At 56.4% G+C, this 22087-nt stretch carries 15 protein-coding genes and 2 pseudogenes; 15 read left to right on the top strand and 2 right to left on the bottom strand.

The genetic code is table 11. The features are described from left to right. From AACY50_RS27430 to AACY50_RS27415, 4 genes and pseudogenes are all read left to right on the top strand, one after another. Nucleotides 1-164 (top strand): annotated as a pseudogene (locus AACY50_RS27430) (type VI secretion system tip protein VgrG); the annotation flags it as partial. Continuing rightward, nucleotides 165-1037, top strand: a complete 873-nt coding sequence (locus AACY50_RS27425) for a DUF4123 domain-containing protein (protein ID WP_339466182.1) — start codon at nt 165-167, stop codon at nt 1035-1037. Continuing rightward, nucleotides 1034-4456, top strand: coding sequence for a toxin VasX (locus AACY50_RS27420; RefSeq protein ID WP_339539716.1), 3423 nt, complete (start codon nt 1034-1036; stop codon nt 4454-4456). The genes AACY50_RS27425 and AACY50_RS27420 overlap by 4 nt, the downstream gene beginning before the upstream one ends. Next, nucleotides 4449-5639 (top strand): DUF6708 domain-containing protein, encoded by a 1191-nt coding sequence (locus AACY50_RS27415; protein WP_339539713.1) that lies wholly within the window; start codon nt 4449-4451, stop codon nt 5637-5639. The genes AACY50_RS27420 and AACY50_RS27415 overlap by 8 nt, the downstream gene beginning before the upstream one ends. A gap of 61 nt (nt 5640-5700) precedes the next feature. Here the strand turns inward: AACY50_RS27415 and AACY50_RS27410 are convergent. Then, nucleotides 5701-6075: pseudogene (locus tag AACY50_RS27410) on the bottom strand (IS4 family transposase); the annotation flags it as partial. A 171-nt stretch (nt 6076-6246) separates the two neighbouring features. Between AACY50_RS27410 and AACY50_RS27405 the strand changes: the two are divergent. Both AACY50_RS27405 and AACY50_RS27400 read left to right on the top strand, forming a co-directional pair. Further along, nucleotides 6247-7050 carry a hypothetical protein gene (locus AACY50_RS27405; protein WP_339466177.1) on the top strand — a complete coding sequence of 268 codons (804 nt, stop codon included), beginning with the start codon at nt 6247-6249 and terminating at the stop codon, nt 7048-7050. Nucleotides 7051-7646: 596 nt separating this feature from the next. Beyond that, nucleotides 7647-8276 carry a hypothetical protein gene (locus AACY50_RS27400; RefSeq protein ID WP_339466187.1) on the top strand — a complete coding sequence of 210 codons (630 nt, stop codon included), beginning with the start codon at nt 7647-7649 and terminating at the stop codon, nt 8274-8276. 84 nt (nt 8277-8360) lie between these two features. On the opposite strand, the gene AACY50_RS27395 is transcribed toward AACY50_RS27400, so the two are convergent. After that, complete coding sequence (locus tag AACY50_RS27395) at nt 8361-10709, bottom strand: hypothetical protein (protein WP_339539710.1); 2349 nt, start codon at nt 10707-10709, stop codon at nt 8361-8363. Between the two features lie 215 nt (nt 10710-10924). Here AACY50_RS27395 and AACY50_RS27390 point away from each other — a divergent pair, with 215 nt between their 5' ends. The 9 genes from AACY50_RS27390 (at nt 10925) to AACY50_RS27350 (ending at nt 21965) form a co-directional block, all read left to right on the top strand. After that, on the top strand, nt 10925-11839 hold the full coding sequence (locus AACY50_RS27390) for a LysR family transcriptional regulator (RefSeq protein WP_221729866.1): 915 nt from the start codon (nt 10925-10927) through the stop codon (nt 11837-11839). Nucleotides 11840-11972: 133 nt separating this feature from the next. After that, nucleotides 11973-13430, top strand: coding sequence for a gamma-aminobutyraldehyde dehydrogenase (locus AACY50_RS27385; protein WP_339466185.1), 1458 nt, complete (start codon nt 11973-11975; stop codon nt 13428-13430). An 83-nt stretch (nt 13431-13513) separates the two neighbouring features. Then, nucleotides 13514-14665 carry a putative ABC transporter substrate-binding protein YdcS gene (gene ydcS / locus AACY50_RS27380; protein ID WP_339434046.1) on the top strand — a complete coding sequence of 384 codons (1152 nt, stop codon included), beginning with the start codon at nt 13514-13516 and terminating at the stop codon, nt 14663-14665. A gap of 221 nt (nt 14666-14886) precedes the next feature. Continuing rightward, nucleotides 14887-15924, top strand: a complete 1038-nt coding sequence (locus tag AACY50_RS27375; protein ID WP_339539707.1) for an ABC transporter ATP-binding protein — start codon at nt 14887-14889, stop codon at nt 15922-15924. A 1-nt stretch (nt 15925) separates the two neighbouring features. Beyond that, complete coding sequence (locus AACY50_RS27370) at nt 15926-16861, top strand: ABC transporter permease (protein WP_339434044.1); 936 nt, start codon at nt 15926-15928, stop codon at nt 16859-16861. Continuing rightward, complete coding sequence (locus AACY50_RS27365; RefSeq protein ID WP_003222021.1) at nt 16851-17660, top strand: ABC transporter permease; 810 nt, start codon at nt 16851-16853, stop codon at nt 17658-17660. Before AACY50_RS27370 ends, AACY50_RS27365 begins: the two co-directional genes overlap by 11 nt. 155 nt (nt 17661-17815) lie before the next feature. Further along, nucleotides 17816-19240: a gamma-aminobutyraldehyde dehydrogenase gene (locus AACY50_RS27360; RefSeq protein ID WP_339539702.1), complete on the top strand. Its 1425-nt coding sequence runs from the start codon at nt 17816-17818 to the stop codon at nt 19238-19240. A 157-nt stretch (nt 19241-19397) separates the two neighbouring features. Further along, entirely contained in the window at nt 19398-20882 is a 1485-nt protein-coding gene (locus AACY50_RS27355) for an APC family permease (RefSeq protein WP_339539700.1), read from the top strand. A gap of 597 nt (nt 20883-21479) precedes the next feature. Continuing rightward, nucleotides 21480-21965, top strand: a complete 486-nt coding sequence (locus tag AACY50_RS27350) for a BRO-N domain-containing protein (RefSeq protein ID WP_339539697.1) — start codon at nt 21480-21482, stop codon at nt 21963-21965. The last annotated feature ends 122 nt before the right edge of the window (nt 21966-22087 follow it).

Genomic DNA, 22087 nt, shown 5'->3' with positions numbered 1-22087 from the left:
GCACGGGCGCTGCGCCGTTGTTGCCGGGGCCGTTGAAGCAGGCGGATGCGGATAAGGCTGGGCAGTTGCTGGTGCCGGCGCAGCGGCAGGCGTTGATGCAGAAGAAGCCGATTTGTGCGGTTTGTGAGGCTGCGAAACTCGCGGCACAAAAGGGTGAACAGTAAATGAACAGACTACCGCCGCTCCCGAATGACTTGCCGTGGAAGACGCCCGCCTATTTACTTCTGGACGGCGTGAGTGTGCCCAATCTGGCACAACAGCTGTACCAATGGGACAACCAGGCATACAGCCTCTACCAATCGACACGCTGGCAAGAACTGTCCGATATCTCGCCTTACCTGATTGCTCTCAAAGGGCCCAGCGATCCGCTTTTGGCCCATTTTCTGGAAAACTCGGCCTTGGAGTGGGGTTATCTGTTGTTCAGTACTACCGATGCTCATGTGCTTTGGGGGCATTGGCGTAACTTGCTTACGGTCGAGCATCCGAGCGGCGTTGAGGTTATGCCGCGCATCGCCGACCCAGCAGTCATGCATCAGCTGTTCGGGTTGGCGGAGCAAGCCAGTAGTGCCCGCTGGTTTGGTCCGGTCGAGTACATCTGCCTGCCAGACGGAGTCGAAACCTTATGGCATCAACACAAACGTCCCGAACCCGCCATTGCTGAACCGCAAACCTATCGCTTGACCGATAAAGAACTCACAGTGTTAGGTGAGGTAGAGTTTCGCAACTTTGTCTCGTCATTGAATGAGCACTTGGAAAAGTACTTTCCTGAATACATGGCGACTTTTCCTGAACAGGATCGTCGCCCCTATGCGCAGAAAATAGCGGATGAGGCCTACGAACAAGGTTTTGCCTCGGAGCAGGAAATCACCCTCTATGCAAACGTTCACGGTTATCTGGCAGGGGAACCGCTGACTGACCACCCTGATATCGTGCGACTGCTGACGCAGTCGACACCTGATGCGCCATTGAAGCGCGTGGAGCGCGCTGCCGAGCTTGCCGAAAGCCGTGCTGAAGATCGACAAGGAAGCCCATCATGACCGCTCAACAACCACCAAAAACCAGCGCCAACACTGTTGCCCTGGCTAAACCAGCCAAGGACACCCGTGTCCCAATGGGTGAATGCCAATTGATGAACAAGAAAGTTCAGTTGCTGCCTCTGCGCTATGGGCTCGTTCAGCACCTCGATCCCGCATCCGAACTCGCCATGCCGTTCAAGACAAAAAGCCAGCCACTGGGCATCCGGCTGTTGCGCGACGGCTACCTCTACATCATCAACGGCACCACCGGTTACCTGCACGAGTACCGCATAGAGAAAGGCGAGATCACCAAACTATTGTGGAACAGCCAAGAAGTCTCCGGTGACACGCGCACCAGTTCGATCGGCGAACCTCATCTTATCTTCACCCGCAAACACACGTTGTATGCCAGCTATTCCGAGCTTCAATGGACAGCCAATAAATGCTCGCAAGTGCTCAAGTCCAAAGAAGAACGGAAGCGTTTGATGCAACCAGTGGAGTTGGCAAGTGCCTGCCCTGAAAAGGGCGGCAAACATTTGTTGAGCAAACAACAGGTGGAGGACTGGCTGGCAGAAGTGAAGGAGCAGTCTGAGAGAGCCGATGCCGTCCTCGAAGGGGCAGCCCCACAAGAAGGCGAGGCTTATCACTGGGAAGATCAGCCGCTGTTCAAACATATTGCGATTGAAACGCTGACCAGTAAGGTTCAGTGCGCCTACAAGGATGACTACTTGTTTCTGGTGTTGCGTGACGACATCGGCGTCATGCGCGACCTTGCCAGCGCTCAGTTGAAAGTGGCTGACTGGATTGATCGATGGAGCAAGGACGACAAGCGTCAGGCACAATACCTCACGGGTTCCTACGTCCACTCCCTTTATGATGTGAATGGTCCACGGCTGGAAGCCCTGGGTAAAACAGATCCTGAAGTTCAGGCACTTAAAGATGAGACCAACGAAGAACAGCAATCGAAAATCTACGAATTCCTGAAGGTTCGCCGGGACAACAGAGACCCTGGCATCTACGGTGATGAAGCTCATTGGCGAAAGATGGCGGAGAAAGATCCCTACGCCCGCGCCTACATGGACATGACGGACTCTCTGGGAGATCCGCTTTATCGTAAACACCAGGACACTTTGAACAAACTCAGCCTGCAAAGCTGGTACGCGTTGCATGGCAAGGAGTTAGGTCAGCGAGGTATCGACGACCTGGTCAACCGTCAGGAAATGGAAGCCTTTGTTCAGGAACAGCAAAACCTTCTAAAACATTGGCATGGTCGTCTGCAAAACATCCGTGAAGATCGACTGAATATGTTCACAGGTGGTCGCTTTCACGGTGCAGCCTGGTATTACGACTTCAATCTCGATGCACAAATCAAGCACCGACTGGAAACCGAGTTTGTCTGCGTGGCAGCCATGTGCGCAGACCCAAAAGCGCTCGAAAAACTTGCCGCCTACATGGAGGCAAATCTGCAGACCCTAGTGCCAGGACTGGATACTCTGTCCCTCGTAGCACAGGTAGACATTGCAAAAAAACTGGCAGACTTGACCAGTTTCTCGATCAACGTGATCTCGGCCAAGGAAAACCTCGCTAACGTCAATGTGCTGACCAACCAGTTCCACAGCTTGATGACCGAGCGCCTGCCCAACTACGCCAAACTGAACACCCAGTTCATGGGCATGCAAAGCATGCTGGACGAGGCCTACAACCCGGCGCGGCAGCTGAAGATTGCCGATCAACTGGACAAGGCTCACGAGGGTTTCGCGCGCGCACAAACAGTTGATCCCAACGAGTACATCCGCAAGATTGGAGCACCCGCGCGCTTGCAGCTATTGCGCGAGTTCTCTCGACAGGGATTGACTCTGCGTGCGGCTACAGGGGCTGAAATTGCAGCCTTCAATCAGGCTCGCGACCAATCACTGAACTTGCGTAGCCAATTGAAAGAAAGCTACAAACTTCGAAATCGGGAATTGATGCGCCAGTCCATCGGTTCTGCAACTCCGGGTAGTGAAGCCCCGCATAACCAACGTATCGCTCAACTGAAAAATGCGCTGATTCCACTGGAAGAGAAACTCACCGATGCCTTGGCGGTCGGGGGTGATAGTGCAGCGAAAATTGGTACGGTGGTTGATGGATTGGATCCGCAGTTACGCGCGGAGATGGGCAGGACTGTCAGGGATTTCAGGGCTACGGGCACCCTCAACAAGCCGCTGGCGGGCGCATTGAAGTCGAAGGGTGATGGGATTGCGTTTGCTCTGTTTGTCATCCAAGGACAAAAATTTATTGAAGCGATGAGTAGTTTTGCTAAGAAGACGGACCGATCTTGGGCAGATTGGGGCGCTGCTGGAGAATCAGTCGTCGGCTTGTCCTCCTCCGGGTTTGCAATGGTGCAAGGTCTATCCGTAACAGTATTCCAAGCTCATATCGAGCAAATGGAAAGTGCTGCCGGCAAATTGAACACTATGAGCCGCCTAGGTCGCTGGAGCGGCATTGCTGGATTTGGAGCATTTTTGTCTGGTGGTGTCGCCGCTGCATTTGACTTGGGGAAGCATTCTCTACAATGGGGTAAAGCGTTGGCTGAAGGTGACTACAAAGGGTTAGGGGCGACGACGTTGCAGATAAGCGGGGACGCAACACTCGTAGGAACCAATACGTGGGCAGCCAAACACACCGGCTCTATCGTGAAAAACGTAATGAAAACGCCGACCGAATTGCGCGCACTGGCATGGGCAGAGGCCAGCCCTCGGCTTTTGGCTATCGGCACACGGGCCAATCTCATAGGATTGATCGCTACTGCTCTACAACTAGTGGGAGAAGGCCTCTTTAACTATTTCAATCTGGACGACTTACAGAAATGGATGGAGAGTAGCGTTTGGGGGAACAAGACCAAGCAGCGCAATGTTCAAGATGAGTGGAACGAGCTCGCAAAAGTCGTTCAGAAGCCAACATGTGAATTGATTCGCGATGACAAGCTAACCTATTTGAAATTGGTTTTGCCAGGAGTCAGCACTCAGGAAATGGACAGCCGGAAATTGCAGTTTCAGGCGTACCAACAGTATCGTGAAAAGCCACTTTCGCCACGTACTTATAGCCCTGGACCATTCCCGTTACGCTGGAAAGAGTGCACGATCACTTGGGTTACTCGTTTCATAATCGCCAGTAAAGAAAAGGAAGCCTTGACACTGCATTTACCGATCAGCAATTCCTTGCAAACCTCAGACTTCGCTTTGGCATTAAACATCGCTTACCAATTGGAAGCTGAACGCGATACCACACACCAAACTCGTTTTGTTTTACGCGACCTACATATCGTGAATACGTATGGTGTGCGCATTCCAACAAAGGGGACGTATAAAGTCGAGTCTGTTGAGACTCTGCCAGTCGGCACAGGCAAGGCATCATTCCACTCTTTTAAAAAAGATGACTTGGCGACTATTGATGTTTAAGAACTTGTTCAAACGTAAAACCACGACTGCCGAACACAAGTCCGCCCCAGACATCCGCAGTCAACGCCCACGTGCAGGAGAAATTCGAGCCAACGGTTTAAATGAAACCCTGTTCCTTTCACCATTACCTGTCTACACAGGCCAGACACAGTCATCTCGTCGTAACTTTTCGGAGATCACCGAGACCTATCTGGAGTTGGGCGGTAACAATTGGGGCATGGTTGAGCAAGGAAAAATATTAGCCGCGGGAATCTGGATGCTCTTAACCCTGGCATTTATTGCCCCGACTTTAATTGTTTTGTACGGGACACTTGCCTACCCGGAAAACTTCCCCGCTCCCTTGAAAGATTTAGTAATGGGCATTCAGACGTTTTCAGGAATTGCACTGTTAGGGCTTCTGCCCCTCGGCGCCTATGTTTACGGAATGTTTTCCAGCGTCTTCACCGCCGCAAAAACCTACCCCGTTCGCTTCAACCGCCAGCGCCGCGAAGTCTGTTACGTCGACAGCAACACCCATCGCGTGCTGATCGTGCCTTGGGAAAGCGTGGTCGCTTGGGTTGCAAACTCCCAAGGCGTCACCAGTTACGGCGCTACTCGCCAATACACTTTGGGCATGGGGCTGGAGGATGAAGAACAGGACAAAGTGCAGTTTCTGCTGCTCCCCCAACCCAGCGATGCCCACTCCCTGAGCATGTGGACATCCATTCGCAACTTCATGGAAGACGGTCAACTAGTCGATGTGCCGAACCCGATGCTCAAGGCACTCGGCCTGATCCCGACCGGGGATCGGCTCAAGCCCTATGAAGGACTGCACACCTTTGAAATCGAACGCGAAGATGCCCGTGCGATGGGGTCGCTGGACGAAGAAGGTGGCGAGGACCTGACTCCAGAACAACGGAGGGAATATGGATTCGGGGAGAAATCTCGATGGCCATTGCGCCGCTGGTACATCGGGCGTGTACTGACCTTCTGGAAAATGCCCTACATTCTCGCCGAATGGGCTCATCGCAAGGGCCGTCCCGTTCTGCCGGAACAGGTTCAAGCATGGTCGCAGTCACTGCCACCGGAGCAGTGGGCCAAACCTAGTGCAGCACTGGTGAAAGCCAATCAGTTGGTAAAAAACGCCATGGACAAGAAAGGCGCGACTTTTGTCGAGGCCTGCAAAGTGGCAGGTTTGCACTGAATGAAACCCCAAAATAGGTGAAAGATTAATTTTCTAAAAATAGATCTGTCACGAATGGCACTTACTTAACATGTTTTGGGTGCCCGTTTTTTCTGACATCTGCCCTTGCTGACCGACGTGGTTTGGTCAGCAAGGGGTAGGCTTGAGGTCTTCGTTTTATGGCTCGCGGCTCGATACGACCAGGCCGATTTCCGACGCGCCTCTGAGCAATCAGCATCAATAAATTCGACAGGCCATCCTCGTCTTCGGAACTGCCATATTGTCGCAGCGCCAGCCATAGCTGAAGGCTGTGTTTGAAGCTCAGTTCGCGAGGTAAACAGTCAGCTAACAGAGCCGATTGTGCCATCAGCATTCGGATCAGATTGTGAGCTAACAGATAGACCCATAACTCCTTTACTGCCATGCCTGGGGTTTTGCAGCTTAACTTGCCTAGTCCGGCATTGCGACTCTAGGAGGAGCAATACTGAGTGGCTGGGATAGCTACCGATCTCTGAAACAAGGAGATACTGATGCCGCTGCCGCCTATGGTGTGGCCGCAGTCGGAAGTGGACTATGGGCAGCTTATGGTGTTGGAATAATTCTTAATCCCTATGCTTTGGTAGTCGGCATGGCTCTGACTATAGGTGGTACTATCGCAGCCAATCTATTGACCGACAGCGACATGGAAATTGTAGTGAAGAAAGGTCCATTTGGTCTCCAGTTTGCAGAAGCAGGAGTGTTGGATCAGGCCCTAGGCAAAGGCCAACGCTTCAATCACTTGAAAGACCCGCAGATCGCCTACCAGCAATTGCTCGGCATTATCGGAAAACCGCAAATATTCGTACAGAGGTTGGCCGACTGGCGAAAAAAAGCGCCTGCGGCGCATATCAAGGCATTGCAACAAGCTGATAGCGATCGTGCGCCACTGACAGATTCTGGGCAGCAATGTGTCATGCCCGGAAAACAGACTCTAGTCGATCAGGATTGGGCCATCGTTCTCAGTTCTCCACTGCTGTCGATGTTCGAGAATGACCAGCAATTTCAGTTGATCGCCCAGGAGTTCCAAAGCAGCCTGCGTATAAACGTCGCCTTCGATATCAAACGTTATGACCGGATCCCTGTTGCGGCCCCCAAGCTAGCGGCGCTTTCACTGGATGCCACTAGCGTGCTCTATGTTCTTCCCGCCAGCCTACCCGTTGCTCAACTCAGCCCTCTGGATCGCTACAGTGTGCGCGTAACTCAGGGTCTGAAAGTGAGTGCTCAATTTGAACTAAGTGCCGACCAAGCAAGCGAACGGTTGGTGTTGCCTCAACCAAGCCCTAAAAGCTGGTCAGCCTTCACCTCGGCCAATCGTCGTTTGCCACCAGATAACCTGCTACCGGATGCCGCTCCGCCCTATTGGCAAATAGAAATCACTGAGTTCTCTGTATGACAGCACAAATGGACACCTTGTACGCTGCCAGTGCCTACCGCAGCAACAGCGATACTCCTCTGCCCCCCCCAAAATGGCCGGAAGATGTCAATCGTTCAAGCACCTTTGATACCCACCTTGCCTTTGGTTATTACGCCAACCTAGAGCCGGCAATGGAGGTTACAAACCAGTTGCAAGGTGAAGAGCAAACGATTTACCAGCGCCAGCAGGAAAAAGGGGATAAGGAGGAGGTGTATTGCGACGAAAGCCGCTGGCGCTTTCAGAACGCAACCAAAATTCCATATTTATTGTTCATATTGAAGATAGTGTGTATTTCTTTTATATGGGCTGTCTGGGGAATAGGAATTTTACTCGAATTTATCCCAGATACAGGGCGTAAAGACTTTAATACTTTTCTGACACTGCTAGGTTGCGTAGCAACAGTGGCTTTCATGATTGTGTCAATGGCGTTATTTTTGAATGGCAATAAGTTGGCACATAAGATCCAGATCATTGGATTTTTCATTTGTGTCGGCATTGTCTTATGGAAGCAAGGGTCACTTTTTGGCAGTGACAGCATGCAGGTTTCCCTATGGTTAGGGGCGTTCCTCTACCTCATGGCTAGTGTCGGATCCGACGGTTTACTCTGGTTTCACAGCAAAATCAGCACCCACGACGGCAGCGAGTTCAACCGCATAGACGGCATGCTTCGCTTCAAGCGTCGTTTCCGCCGACTCTTCGTTGCACCTTTTGAAGAGTTTGACCCGGTACTGCAACTGCTGCCCAACGGTTATGGCTCCCATGACTATGCCCTGTGGCTTCATCACCGCTACACCGACAACAAGATTTGTCTGGCAACCAAAGTCCACGCCCTGGGCCTCGACCAGCCGAATGCGCTGGCCTTCTGGGATTGCCTGCAACGTTACATGGACGTCACACAACCGCTGCCAGACCTGCCGGTGCTTGAGCAAAGTCGTCACCTGGACCCGGTAACCGCCGCCTACGACGTCAAAACCGGCCGTAACCCACGACGCTGGCGCGACCAGTCGGAAAAGGGCTGGCTGGCAACAGGCCTCAAGCAGTTGACCCAACAGTTGCAGCAATATCCTTGGCAAAAACAGCCTTGCATCATCAAGGCTCGCATTGATCCGTCTCTAAGCATCGAAGCGTACTACCGCGCTCAGGAAGCCAAAGGCATCCAGGCCACGCCGAAGGCCGATGATTTTGATGACATTCATAGAGCGTAATAGAGCGGGCAGGACGGAATTATATTCAGAGTAACCGGGAAAGGGACGGGCCACGTTTATAAACATGGCCTGCCCCTGAGATCGCTAAGGCATCAATACAAAATCGTCGAACACCCAAGCAACATTACCTTTCGCGACAAGCTCCAACCTCACAATATTCAACCCTGAGAATTCGATAGTTCTGTATGGTCTGTCGAGCCTGTCTTGCCCGAGATAACCGCCAGCACCATAAAAATGAACTTCACCATAGGAAGTCTGTGGCTGGTTTCCATAAAGCCGAAAGCTCACCTTTTGGCATGGGCGAACGAACGTAATCTCTGCCTTTTCTTGCGCCACAACATACCAGTGGAGCTGTTTTCCAGGTTCACCACTGCCTATTTGAGCGCTTGTAAACACGTCCGGCCTCGTTGGAAAAACCGCCGTACTTAGAAGTTTGAATGTAAGGACCGGCGTCACAAGAACTTCCCCTGCCCGGATGATCATCCGCGAAAGCTCATCTTCAAAATCCTCCACCAACAATGTCTTGACCGTGTAGTTTCTCGGCGGAAACTTCACAGCCATGCTCTCGTCTGCCTCGCCATAAAAATTCACGCTTATGTCGATCGACAATTGGCTCCTTTCACGCAGTGTAAAAAACCAATCCAGCGGTACCGGTCGACTCAGGCCTGACGATGCGGCATTGATTACTTTTTCTTCGAAAACCGTATCTTTGCCATCACTGTCGATCCCGCTGTAGCGGATCAAGACCCATTGGTTTAAAACCTGTTGGGGCCACTCGCTAACATTCAAAGGCGTCAGTGCGTCAAGCTGCGTGACGTCCAGATCAGTGCTATTCACACCTCCAACAGTCGGTGTTGGCAGATCGGGATGATAGTGCGCAATTGACCCGATGTTGGCGGCAAGGATCGGCGATTTCTGGATCGGCTTGCCATCGCGAAGGTGCTCGAAACCAAGTTTTACCGGTTTACCGAGATTGGCGGCGATAAACGCTTTTGCCAGCAGAAAACTGGCACGACTGTTGGCATTCAGCGGCTTAGACTCGAAGGTTGGCGATCCAGCCCCAGGGGCACCCTCGACAACCAGTCGCACTGTGTCGCCGTTGCGATAACCCAACACTTCAACCCGACCCGTGGCGCCTTGCAGGTTGGCGGAGTCCAGGGGGTCGAGCACTCGGTTGACGGACTTGAGTAACTGGGGTGGTCGCAGCGTTGGTAACCCCTCGCCTTTTACTTGCGCAGTGGTCACCCTCGAATCGCCGACAGAGCCTCCCTCTCTGATCAGCGTGTAAATCACCGATACGTCGCTATTGGCGATAACTTTTTCGTTGGCGACCTCAATGATGCAAGGTTGCTTCTGCCCGAACTCGTCTTGCGTGACAGTTCCCGTCACCTTTGCAACCACATCCGGCTTGCCTGCAACTTTGGCCGTGTACGTGGCATAGATGTCATCCCCAGCGAGGAAGCGCGGATCGCTGGTGAGTACGATAACCAGCAAAGGATTGGCACCGAGTTTCTCAAGGTCGATGTAAGGCAAATCGTCGGGGTCATTGAGGATTTCGCGCAGCAACGCCTTCGGCAATCGTTTGCCGTCCAAATCAACATCGATGATTTGCACGGCAGAGAAGAGTGAATCCGGGTCAGGATTGTTTCCCAGTTGATCGGTGACCGTATAAGAGATTTTGAATTTCGGATGATCCTTGGCCTTCTCCAAGTCTGCACGGGTGACGTTAAAACAGACTTTGACCGGCTCGTTGGAACCCGGATCCGGCGCCTCCTGCTCGGTGACCTTGTGGTAGACGTCATGGCCGTTGAGGTTCAACCGAATGCGATCATGCGCCCGACAAAACGGGTAAGACACGCACACCTGTGCACCCGCGGCAGGAAAATCCGCACCCACACCGTTGAGCAACGCATCAGGCAGTATCAATTCAAGCTCGGAATGCTCACCGTCGCCCGGGCTGGTGTCTTGATTGCCGGGACGAATCTTGTTGTACAACAACTCCAAAGGTGGCTCGGAGGTTCCCATGTTGTTACTGCTGCGTCTCACTGTACAGGTGAGACGGTTGACTACATCGGCGAGCAGCATTTTCTTTGGAATGTACAGTGTCACTTCATCGTCCACGGCTTGCGTTTGCACACTGTCAATGCAGGGTTGACCGTTCAAATTCAAACACACCGTATCGCCCGAATCCTGATCCAGATATGGGCCGAACACGACTTTGACGCCTTTCGGCGCCAAATCATAAATGCGCAGCGGGACTCCAAGATGCGCGCCTGTGACCGGTCTAGTCGCCTCGGGTAGATCAGGCGGATCCAGCGTCAGCACCGTGTTGTCCGCCCCCATGACACCCGAAATCTGCATGTCATTTTGCGGGAGCCACGTTGGGGCAACGACTTGTGGGCTATCTGATTGTCCGGCTGGGGGATTGGCCATTTGATTCTCCTTCTCGCAGTTTGAATGCCAAATACGCGTGCTGGAGAGTGGGCGCCGATAAAGCAATACTGACAACTGTCAGAAATTACAGGTGGACGGTCATTCCTGACGGACGGAAACAGTCCCTTTGTTGAGTCCTCTGGAGATCAGCTCATCGATTAAATAGATATACACTCAAACTCATCTATAAAAACCGCCCACCGGGTACCCTTCCCATGATGACCTTGCGTCAGATCCGTCACTTCATCGCCGTGGCCGAAACCGGCTCGATCTCCGCCGCCGCGCAAACGGCGTTCATTTCCCAATCGACCCTGACCCTGGCGATCCAGCAACTGGAAGAGGAAATCGGCGTCAGCCTGTTCAGCCGACACGCCAAGGGCATGACGCTGACACATCAGGGACACCAATTCCTACGCCAGGCTCACCTGATTCTGGCGACTGTGGACAATGCCAAACGCAGCCTCCAGCAAAGCACCGATCAGGTCGCCGGGCAGTTGATCGTCGGTGTGACCAGTCTGGTCGCCGGTTATTACCTCGCGGATCTACTGACTCGATTTCAACGGGCCTATCCCAACGTTGAAATAAGAGTGATGGAGGACGAACGCCCCTACATTGAGCACTTGCTGGTCAGCGGCGAGATCGATGTCGGGGTGTTGATACTCTCCAACCTCGAAGACCGTCATGCCTTGCAGACTGAGGTGCTGACCCATTCGCCCCACCGTTTGTGGCTGCCAGCGCAGCATCCGCTTTTGGAACACGACAGCATCAATCTCGCCGACGTCGCTCGCGAGCCGTTGATTCAACTGAACGTCGACGAAATGGATAGCAACGCTCAACGTCTATGGCAGGGCGCCGGACTGCAACCGAAGATCACTCTGAGAACCGCATCGACCGAGGCCGTGCGAAGTCTGGTCGCAGCGGGTTTGGGCGTGTCGATCCAGCCGGACATGACCTATCGCCCGTGGTCGCTGGAGGGCGACATCATCGAAGCCCGCCCCATCGCCGACCTCAATCAGACCCTCGACGTCGGCCTGGCCTGGCGCCGTGGCACTGCGCGCCCAGCATTGGTCGACCCATTCCTGACCGTCGCTCGCGAACAACCCCACGGCGGGCGCAAGCCATCTATTTAATCGAATGCCACCTTCAGTATTTAGAATTTGTCGACCCCGGAGCCGCGCACTAGTCTTGCTGCATCTATAAGACGGTCGGCTCCCGGTGACACAGGGAGCAACAATGACCACACAAGAAAAGAGATCGCGGAAAATGGCTGGCGCGCAGACCCCGATGTGTACCGCGTTGTTGATCGACGGCCAACTGGTCGCCGGGGAAGGTTTTGTCGAGCCGATCCTCAACCCGGCCACCGGCGAAATTCTCACGCACATTGCCGAGGCCAGCACCGAGCAGGTCGAAGCGGCGATCCTCGCCGCCCACCAGGCCTTTGCCCAATGGTCGCGCACGACGCCGCAGCAACGTTCCAACCTGTTGCTCGACATCGCCAACGCCGTCGAAAAACACGCCGATCACCTCGCCCGCCTCGAATCGCTGAACTGCGGCAAGCCATTGCACCTGGCGCGTCAGGACGATTTGACCGCGACTGTCGATGTGTTCCGCTTCTTCGCCGGTGCCGTGCGCTGCCAGACCGGCCAGCTCAGCGGCGAATACCTACCGGGTTACACCAGCATGGTCCGTCGCGATCCGATTGGCGTGGTCGCCTCGATCGCGCCGTGGAATTACCCGATCATGATGGCCGCGTGGAAAATCGCCCCGGCCCTCGCTGCCGGCAACACGCTGGTGTTCAAGCCGTCCGAACACACGCCGCTGTCGATCCTCGCACTGGCGCCTGCGCTAGCCGAGATCCTCCCGCGTGGGGTGATCAACATCATCTGCGGCGGTGGCGAAGGCGTCGGCAGCCATTTGGTCAGTCACCCGAAAATCCGCATGGTGTCGCTGACCGGCGATATCGTCACCGGCCAGAAAATCCTCCAGGCCGCCGCGAAAACCCTGAAACGCACTCACCTCGAACTTGGCGGCAAAGCCCCGGTAATCGTGTGCAACGACGCTGATCTGAAAGCTGTGGTCGACGGCGTGCGCACCTACGGTTATTACAACGCCGGGCAGGACTGCACTGCCGCCTGCCGGATCTACGCACAGGCCGGGATTCACGACAAATTGGTCGCCGAACTCGGCGCCGCCGTCAGCAGCCTGCGCTTCGCTGGCAAACGCGATGCCGACAACGAGATCGGCCCGTTGATCAGCACCCGCCAGCGTGACCGCGTCGCCAGTTTCGTCGAGCGCGCCCTTGGCCAGCCGCACATCGAACGCGTGACCGGTGCGGCCGTGCATTCCGGTGCCGGTTTCTACTATCAACCGACGCTGTTGGCCGGTTGCAAACAGAGCGACGAAATCGTTCAACGCGAAGTGTTCGGCCCGGTGGTGACCGTGACCCGTTTCGACGAACTCTCGCAGGCCGTCGACTGGGCCAACGACTCCGAATACGGCCTGGCCTCGTCGGTGTGGACGCAGAATCTGGACAAGGCGATGCAGGTTGCCGCCCGCCTGCAATACGGCTGCACCTGGATCAACAGCCATTTCATGCTGGTCAGCGAAATGCCCCACGGCGGGCTGAAACGCTCGGGTTACGGCAAAGACTTATCCAGCGATTCGCTTCAAGACTACAGCGTGGTGCGGCACATCATGGCCCGCCACGGCCAGCATCTCTGACTACGCTAATAACAAGCCGCCAACGGCATGCTTCACCGCGTTCACAACTGCCCCGACCATAATTTAAAGAAGAGGGTTCAACCATGTTCGTGCACAAGACCGCACTGCTCAGTGCAATCACCACGGCCTTGCTGGCCAGCGCCAGCCTGCAAGCGGCAGAACCGCTGAAGGCTGTCGGCGCCGGCGAAGGGCAGTTGGATATCGTCGCCTGGCCGGGCTACATCGAACGTGGCGAAAGCGACAAGGCCTACGACTGGGTGACCGGTTTCGAGCAGGAAACCGGCTGCAAGGTCAACGTGAAGACCGCCGCCACCTCTGACGAAATGGTCAGCCTGATGGCCAAGGGCGGTTACGACCTGGTCACCGCGTCGGGCGATGCTTCGCTGCGATTGATCGTCGGCAAGCGTGTGCAACCGATCAACACCGCGTTGATCCCGAACTGGAAGACCCTCGACCCACGCCTCAAAGATGCGCCGTGGTACGTGGTCAATAAACAGACCTACGGCACCCCGTATCAGTGGGGCCCGAACGTGCTGATGTACAACACCAACGTGTTCAAGACTGCGCCAACCAGTTGGAATGTGCTGTTCGCCGCGCAGGATTTGCCCGACGGCAAGCCGAACAAGGGTCGCGTGCAGGCCTATGACGGCCCGATCTACATCGCCGATGCGGCGCTGTATCTGAAATCGACCCGGCCTGAACTGGGCATCAAGGATCCGTATCAACTGACCGAGGCGCAGTACAAAGCCGTGCTGGATTTACTGCGGGCGCAGCAGCCGCTGATCCACCGCTACTGGCATGACACCACGGTGCAGATGAGCGATTTCAAAAACGAAGGCGTGGTCGCGTCGGGCGCCTGGCCGTATCAGGTCAACAGCCTGGTGAACGAGAAGCAGCCCATCGCTTCGACCATTCCGAAAGAAGGCGCCACCGGTTGGGCCGACACCACCATGTTGCACGCCGAGGCCAAACATCCCAACTGTGCATACAAATGGATGGACTGGTCGCTGAAGCCCAAAGTCCAGGGTGATGTGGCGGCGTGGTTCGGCTCGTTGCCGGCGGTGCCAGCGGCGTGCAAGGAGAGCGAGTTGCTCGGCGCCGAAGGTTGCAAGACCAACGGTTTCGACCAGTTCGACAAAATCGCCTTCTGGAAAACTCCGCAAGCTGAAGGCGGCAAGTTCGTGCCGTATAGCCGCTGGACGCAGGATTACATCGCGATCATGGGCGGTCGCTAGTCTTTGAATTGACGCCGCGCCCCCTGTGGGAGCGGCGGTGCGACTTGCTCGCGAAAGCGGTGTGTCAGCCAGCACCCTTGCCGAATGATAGACCGCGTTCGCGAGCAAGCCCGCTCCCACATCGGGATCACCAACAACGGCAAACCGCAAAACGTTTCAGCTTTTTCAGAAGTCCAGGCAGGGCCGCTGCGACGGCTTTCGCCTTTTTGGAGCACCGCACCATGACGCTTGCAGTCCAGTTCACCAACGTTTCCCGGCAGTTCGGCGAAGTGAAGGCCGTTGACCGGGTTTCCATCGATATCCAGGACGGCGAGTTCTTTTCCATGCTCGGCCCCTCCGGCTCGGGCAAAACCACCTGCCTGCGACTGATCGCCGGGTTCGAGCAACCGAGCGCCGGTTCGATCTGCATCCACGGCGCCGAAGCGGCCGGTCTGCCGCCGTATCAACGCGATGTAAACACTGTATTTCAGGATTACGCACTGTTCCCGCACATGAACGTGCTGGACAACGTCGCCTACGGCTTGAAGGTCAAAGGCGTAGGCAAAGCCGAGCGCCATAAGCGCGCCGAAGAAACCCTGGACATGGTCGCCCTCGGCGGCTACGGCGTGCGCAAACCGGTGCAGTTGTCCGGTGGTCAACGACAGCGTGTCGCCCTGGCCCGCGCCTTGGTCAATCGCCCTCGCGTGCTGTTGCTCGATGAACCACTCGGCGCACTCGACCTGAAACTGCGCGAGCAGATGCAAAGCGAATTGAAAAAGCTGCAACGCCAACTCGGCATCACCTTCATCTTCGTGACCCACGATCAGACTGAAGCCCTATCAATGTCCGACCGCGTCGCCGTGTTCAACAAGGGCCGCATCGAGCAGGTCGACACGCCGCGCAATCTGTACATGAAACCGACCACCACGTTTGTCGCCGAGTTCGTTGGCACCTCGAACGTGATTCGTGGCGATCTGGCGCGCCAGCTCAGCGGACACCCGCAGCCGTTTTCGATCCGACCGGAACACGTGCGTTTCGCCGAGGGCCCGCTGGCCAGTCACGAAATAGAAGTCAGCGGTTTGCTCCACGACATCCAGTATCAAGGCAGCGCGACCCGTTATGAACTGACGCTGGAAAACGGCCAGACCCTGAGCATCAGCCACGCCAATAATCAGTGGGTCGACAGTAGCGCGCAGCACCAGACCGGCCAGCGCTTGAGTGCGCGTTGGGCGCGTGAAGCGATGATTACGCTGCACGACACCGTTGCGAGCGGGGTGTGAGATGAGCACGCTCGCGACGACTCCATCGCCACCGTTGCGCAGGTTTTCCAACCTGCTCTATCGCAAGCCCAACCTGTACCTGTTGATGTTGCTGGTGCCACCGCTGCTGTGGTTCGGCGCGATCTATCTAGGCTCGCTGCTGGTGCTGCTGTGGCAGGGTTTCTATACCTTTGACGACTTCACCATGGCGGTGACGCCGGACCTGACGCTGGCGAATTTTGCGGCGCTGTTGCGGCCATCGAACTTCGACATCATTCTGCGCACGTTGAGCATGGCCATTGCCGTGTCGATGGCCAGCGCCCTCGTCGCGTTCCCGATTGCCTACTACATGGCGCGTTACACCACGGGCAAGACCAAAGCGTTTTTCTACATCGCGGTGATGATGCCGATGTGGGCCAGTTACATCGTCAAGGCTTACGCATGGACGCTGTTGCTGGCCAAGGGGGGCGTGGCGCAGTGGTTCGTTCAGCACTTGGGGCTGGAGCCGGTTTTGCAATTCATTCTGGGCATACCGGGCGTGGGCGGCAGCACCCTGTCGACCTCGAATCTGGGGCGGTTCATGGTCTTCGTCTACATCTGGCTGCCGTTCATGATCCTGCCGATTCAGGCCTCGCTGGAACGTCTGCCGCCGTCGCTGTTGCAAGCGTCTGCCGACCTTGGCGCCAAGCCGCGCCAGACGTTTATGCAAGTGATTTTGCCGCTGTCGATTCCGGGGATTGCGGCGGGTTCGATCTTTACGTTTTCGCTGACGCTGGGCGATTTCATCGTGCCGCAACTGGTGGGCCCGCCGGGCTACTTCATCGGCAGCATGGTGTATGCGCAGCAAGGCGCGATTGGCAATATGCCGATGGCAGCGGCGTTCACTCTGGTGCCCATCGTTCTGATTGCGGTTTACCTGTCCATCGTCAAACGACTGGGGGCCTTCGATGCACTCTGAGCGCGCTTCACTGGGTCTGCGCATCGCGGCCTGGGGCGGGTTGGTGTTTCTGCACTTCCCGATCCTGATCATCTTCCTTTACGCCTTCAACACCGAAGAAGCCGCGTTCAGCTTTCCACCGAAGGGCTTCACCCTGCACTGGTTCAGTGTGGCGTTTTCGCGGCCGGACGTGCTGGAGGCCATCAAGCTATCGCTGCAGATTGCAGCCATCGCCACGTTGATCGCGATGGTGCTTGGCACGCTGGCGTCGGCGGCGCTGTACCGGCGTGATTTCTTCGGCAAACAGGGCATCTCGCTGATGCTGATCCTGCCGATTGCGCTGCCGGGGATCATCACCGGGATTGCGTTGCTGGCGACGTTCAAAACGCTGGGAATCGAGCCTGGGATGTTCACCATCATCGTCGGCCACGCGACCTTCTGCGTGGTGATCGTCTACAACAACGTCATCGCCCGTCTGCGCCGTACTTCGCACAGCTTGATCGAGGCCTCGATGGATCTGGGCGCCGACGGTTGGCAGACCTTCCGTTACATCATCCTGCCGAACCTCGGCTCGGCGTTGCTGGCCGGCGGCATGCTCGCGTTTGCGCTGTCGTTCGACGAAATCATCGTCACCACGTTCACCGCAGGGCATGAACGCACGCTGCCGTTGTGGTTGCTCAATCAACTGAGCCGGCCACGGGATGTGCCGGTGACCAACGTCGTCGCCATGCTGGTGATGATGGTGACCATGCTGCCGATCCTGGGTGCCTATTACCTGACCCGAGGTGGCGAAAGCGTGGCGGGGAGTGGCGGCAAGTAAACGTCCCCCCCCTGTGGGTGCGGGCTTGCTCGCGAAGAGGCCAGCACATTCAACATTGATGTTGGCTGCCTTACTGCTTTCGCGAGCAAGCCCGCTGCCACCGTTGAACCCGGTTTCTTCTGAAAAATAACAATGGCTTCAAAGAGGACAAAAACATGCAAACCAAACTCTTGATCAACGGCCAACTGGTCAACGGCGAAGGCCCGGCGCAACCGGTGCTCAACCCTTCGCTCGGTGAAGTGCTGGTGGAGATCAACGAAGCCAGCGAAGCCCAGGTCGATGCAGCCGTGCGTGCCGCCGACAACGCCTTTGCCGAGTGGTCGCAAACCGCGCCGAAAGACCGCTCCTTGCTGCTGCTCAAACTCGCTGACGCCATCGAAACCCACGGTGAGGAGTTGGCGAAACTGGAGTCCGACAACTGCGGCAAACCCTACAGCGCCGCGCTGAATGACGAGATCCCGGCGATTGCCGACGTGTTCCGTTTCTTTGCCGGCGCCAGTCGTTGCATGAGCGGATCGGCCGGCGGTGAATACCTGCCCGGCCACACCTCAATGATCCGTCGCGACCCGGTCGGCGTAATCGCCTCCATCGCGCCGTGGAACTACCCGTTGATGATGGTCGCCTGGAAAATCGCCCCGGCACTGGCCGCCGGTAACACCGTGGTGCTCAAGCCGTCGGAACAAACCCCGCTGACCGCGTTACGCTTGGCCGAACTGGCGTCGGACATTTTCCCGGCCGGCGTACTCAATCTGGTGTTTGGTCGTGGGCCTACCGTTGGCAGTCCTTTGGTGACTCATCCGAAAGTGCGCATGGTTTCGTTGACCGGTTCCATCGCCACGGGTGCCAACATCATTTCCAGCACCGCCGACAGCGTCAAACGCCTGCACATGGAACTGGGCGGCAAGGCGCCGGTGATCATCTTCGACGACGCCGACATCGATGCGGCGGTTGAAGGCATCCGTACGTTCGGCTTTTACAACGCCGGGCAGGACTGCACCGCGGCCTGCCGGATCTACGCGCAGCAAGGCATTTATGACAAGTTTGTGGAGAAGCTCGGCGCGGCCGTCAGCAGCATCAAGTACGGTTTGCAGGATGATCCGTCCACCGAACTGGGGCCGCTGATCACTGCGCAACATCGCGACCGCGTCGCCGGTTTCGTCGAGCGTGCCGTGGCGCAACCGCACATCCGTTTGATCACGGGTGGCAAGTCTGTGGACGGCAATGGTTTCTTCTTCGAACCCACCGTGCTGGCCGATGCGCAGCAGGACGACGAAATCGTCCGCCGCGAAGTGTTCGGGCCGGTGGTGTCGGTGACCAAGTTCACTGATGAAGCGCAGGCGCTGGAGTGGGCCAACGATTCGGACTACGGCTTGGCGTCCTCTGTGTGGACTGCGGATGTAGGACGCGCGCATCGGATGTCCGCGCGGTTGCAGTACGGCTGCACCTGGGTGAACACGCACTTCATGCTGGTCAGCGAAATGCCTCACGGCGGTCAGAAATTGTCTGGCTACGGCAAGGACATGTCCATGTATGGGCTGGAGGACTACACCACGGTTCGGCATGTGATGTTCAAGCACTAAGCCTTTAAAAGCTTCGCGTCACCCCGGCTTCAAGGCAGAAACCGGCTCTACGCACCACCAGGACTCCAAAACAATAACTACCGAACCGGGCGGCGCCCTTAGGCCCCGCCACGGCCTCGGCCATCCGAAATCTGCCGATTTCACGGAGCAAACACACATGAGTGCATCACCCGATCTCTCAGCCGCCGTTGCCGACAGCGATGCCGAACAACTGCGCCAACTGGGCTACACCTCCAACTTCAATCGCAGCATGAGCCTGTGGGAAAACTTCGCCCTGGGCTTCACTTATCTGTCACCGGTCGTAGGGGTTTATACCCTGTTCGGTCTGTGTCTGGCCGCAGGCGGGCCACCGATGTTCTGGGCCTACTTGCTGGTCGGTTGCGGTCAGTTGCTGGTGTGCCTGATCTTCGGCGAAGTGGTGTCGCAGTTCCCGATCTCTGGCGGCGTCTATCCATGGGCGCGCCGCTTGGTGGGCAAGAAATGGGCGTGGATGGTCGGCTGGATCTACTCCATCGCCCTGTGCGTGACCATTGCCGCCGTGGCGGTCGGCGCCGGCCCGTACCTGGCCGCCATGATGGGCTTTGAGCCAAACAACAACACCAACATCGTCATCGCCCTGGTGCTGACCCTGTTCGCCACACTGGTCAACCTCAGCGGTACCAAAGTGCTGGCGCGCATCGCCATGTTCGGCTTCCTCTGCGAACTGGTCGGCGCGGTGATCGTCGGCGTGTACCTGCTGATCTTCGAACGCCACCAGCCGCTCAGCGTGTTGTTCAACACCTTCGACATCAGCGTCGACGGCTCGTACCTGCCAGCCTTCCTCACTGCATCGCTGGCGGGGATGTTCCTCTACTACGGCTTCGAGGCCTGCGGCGACGTCGCCGAAGAAACCCCGAACCCGAGCAAGAAAATCCCGGTGGCCATGCGCATGACCATCTACATCGGCGGCATCGCGGCAATGTTCGCCTGCCTGGCGCTGATCCTCGCCGTGCCGGACATGCAAGCGGTGATCAATGGCACCGACAAAGACCCGGTCACCACCATCCTCAGCAACGCCTTCGGCCCGGTCGGTTCGAAAGTGGTGATGGGCGTGGTGATGATTTCCTTCATCTCCTGCGTCATCAGCCTGCAAGCGGCAGCCAGCCGTCTGCTGTACTCCTACGCTCGCGATGAAATGGTCATCGGCAGCCGACTGCTGAAAAAGCTTTCTCCTACGACCCAGGTGCCGGTGGCTGCACTGTTCGTGGCCGGCGTCCTGCCCGCCCTGATCATCGTCCTCGGCTTCTTCCTGCAAGACGCCGTGGCCACCATCGTCAGCTTCGCCGCCATCGGCATCTACCTCGCGTTCCAGATGATCGTGCTGGCCGCCCTGTATGCGCGGATGAAAGGCTGGAAACCCAGCGGCAAATTCACCCTCGGCGTGTGGGGCTGGCCGGTGAATATCGGCGCACTGGTGTATGGCGTTGGCGCGATCATCAACATGGCCTGGCCACGCACGCCGGATGCGGCTTGGTATGTGAACTACGCGATGGTGTTGAGCACCGTAATCGTGATTGGTTTGGGCCTGGTTTACATGTGGATTGGCAAGCCGTATGACCATGGGAAGGCGCCGGCCGGGGATGCCTGGAAGGTGAGTCGCTAAGAAGAATCACCCCGGAATCAAGATTTGATTCCGGGGTCTCCCCGAAGCACTCTCATCAATTCATCTGTACGCCATTTGATCTCCGCTTTACCTCTGACAGCTTCGAAGCGATCCAGATCGATCACCTTTCTCTTTTTACCTCTCGCTTCGTCTTTGCTCACAGAATTACTTCTCCCGTTTTCCCGGTTGCTAACTCATAAAGGAAAATCTTCGGTACAGGGATGGTTTCGCAGCAAGAGCTGCAAAAACAGGCATTTCCTACAGACACAACCTTCCGGAGAAAGCCCCATTTCCTACGCCGTGCGTCGACAGAGTAGACTTGGCGCCGCTAGCGCCTGACCGATAGGCTTTGTCCCGTCGCTGCCAAATCAGCGGCCCGGGGTCGAAGCCGGAACATCATCAACTTGGCGCAACTGCGTCCTCCATAGAGACCGGGGCTTTTTTGCCTTTCAGTTTCGCGTTATGGCGGATCGTGTGGTGCGGGCCTCTCGGCTTCCATGTTGATCGAGAATGTTCCGACTTCGAACGCCACACGGTTCGCCACCCAAAATCTGTCGAAGGATTCGTGGCGACTCTCATTTCAACATGGAGTCAGAAATGCCTAAGCACACGCCAAATCCACCTGAAACCCACCCGCACTTCACCCCCACCGTCTTCACCCGCCACAACCGCTTCCTCCACGCGTTCATGCAAGACCACGAAGCCTGGTTCTGCGTCCAGGATCTCGGTCGCCTGATGGGTTATCCGCTGAACGAACACCTCACTCTGAAACTCGATCCCGACCAGCGTCGCAACGTCCTCATGCGCAAGGACGGCGAAATCGTCGATTGCGCGACGGTCAGCGAGTCCGGCCTGTACGCCCTGCTCGTCCATCACTTCGTGCCGCAAAACCGCAATCTGCGCCAATGGCTGAGCCATGAAGTAATTCCGATGTTGCGCGAAAGCATGGCAACGCCTGTGCAGAACGGCCCGAGCCTGAGTTCGGTTAACTGGGCTGGGGTCACCGTCCCTCTGCTTCACTGGCAGCAGCAGGCGTGGGTCAAATGGCGTGACGTGCCGGAGTTGATGCACGGCCAACTGTAGTGGTCTAATTTCCCCGGACACCCCGATAGGTGGAAAATGCATCTATCGAGGAGTTTTTCATGACCGACAAACGCAGAACATTCGACGACAGCTTCAAGCTGCAAGTCGTGAAGATGATCAAG

Source organism: Pseudomonas sp. RA_15y_Pfl2_54 (genome assembly GCF_963971015.1).
Classification (GTDB): domain Bacteria; phylum Pseudomonadota; class Gammaproteobacteria; order Pseudomonadales; family Pseudomonadaceae; genus Aquipseudomonas; species Aquipseudomonas baetica_A.
The sequence above is the reverse complement of the archived record's forward strand: the minus strand, read 5'-3'. Positions and strand labels throughout refer to the sequence as shown.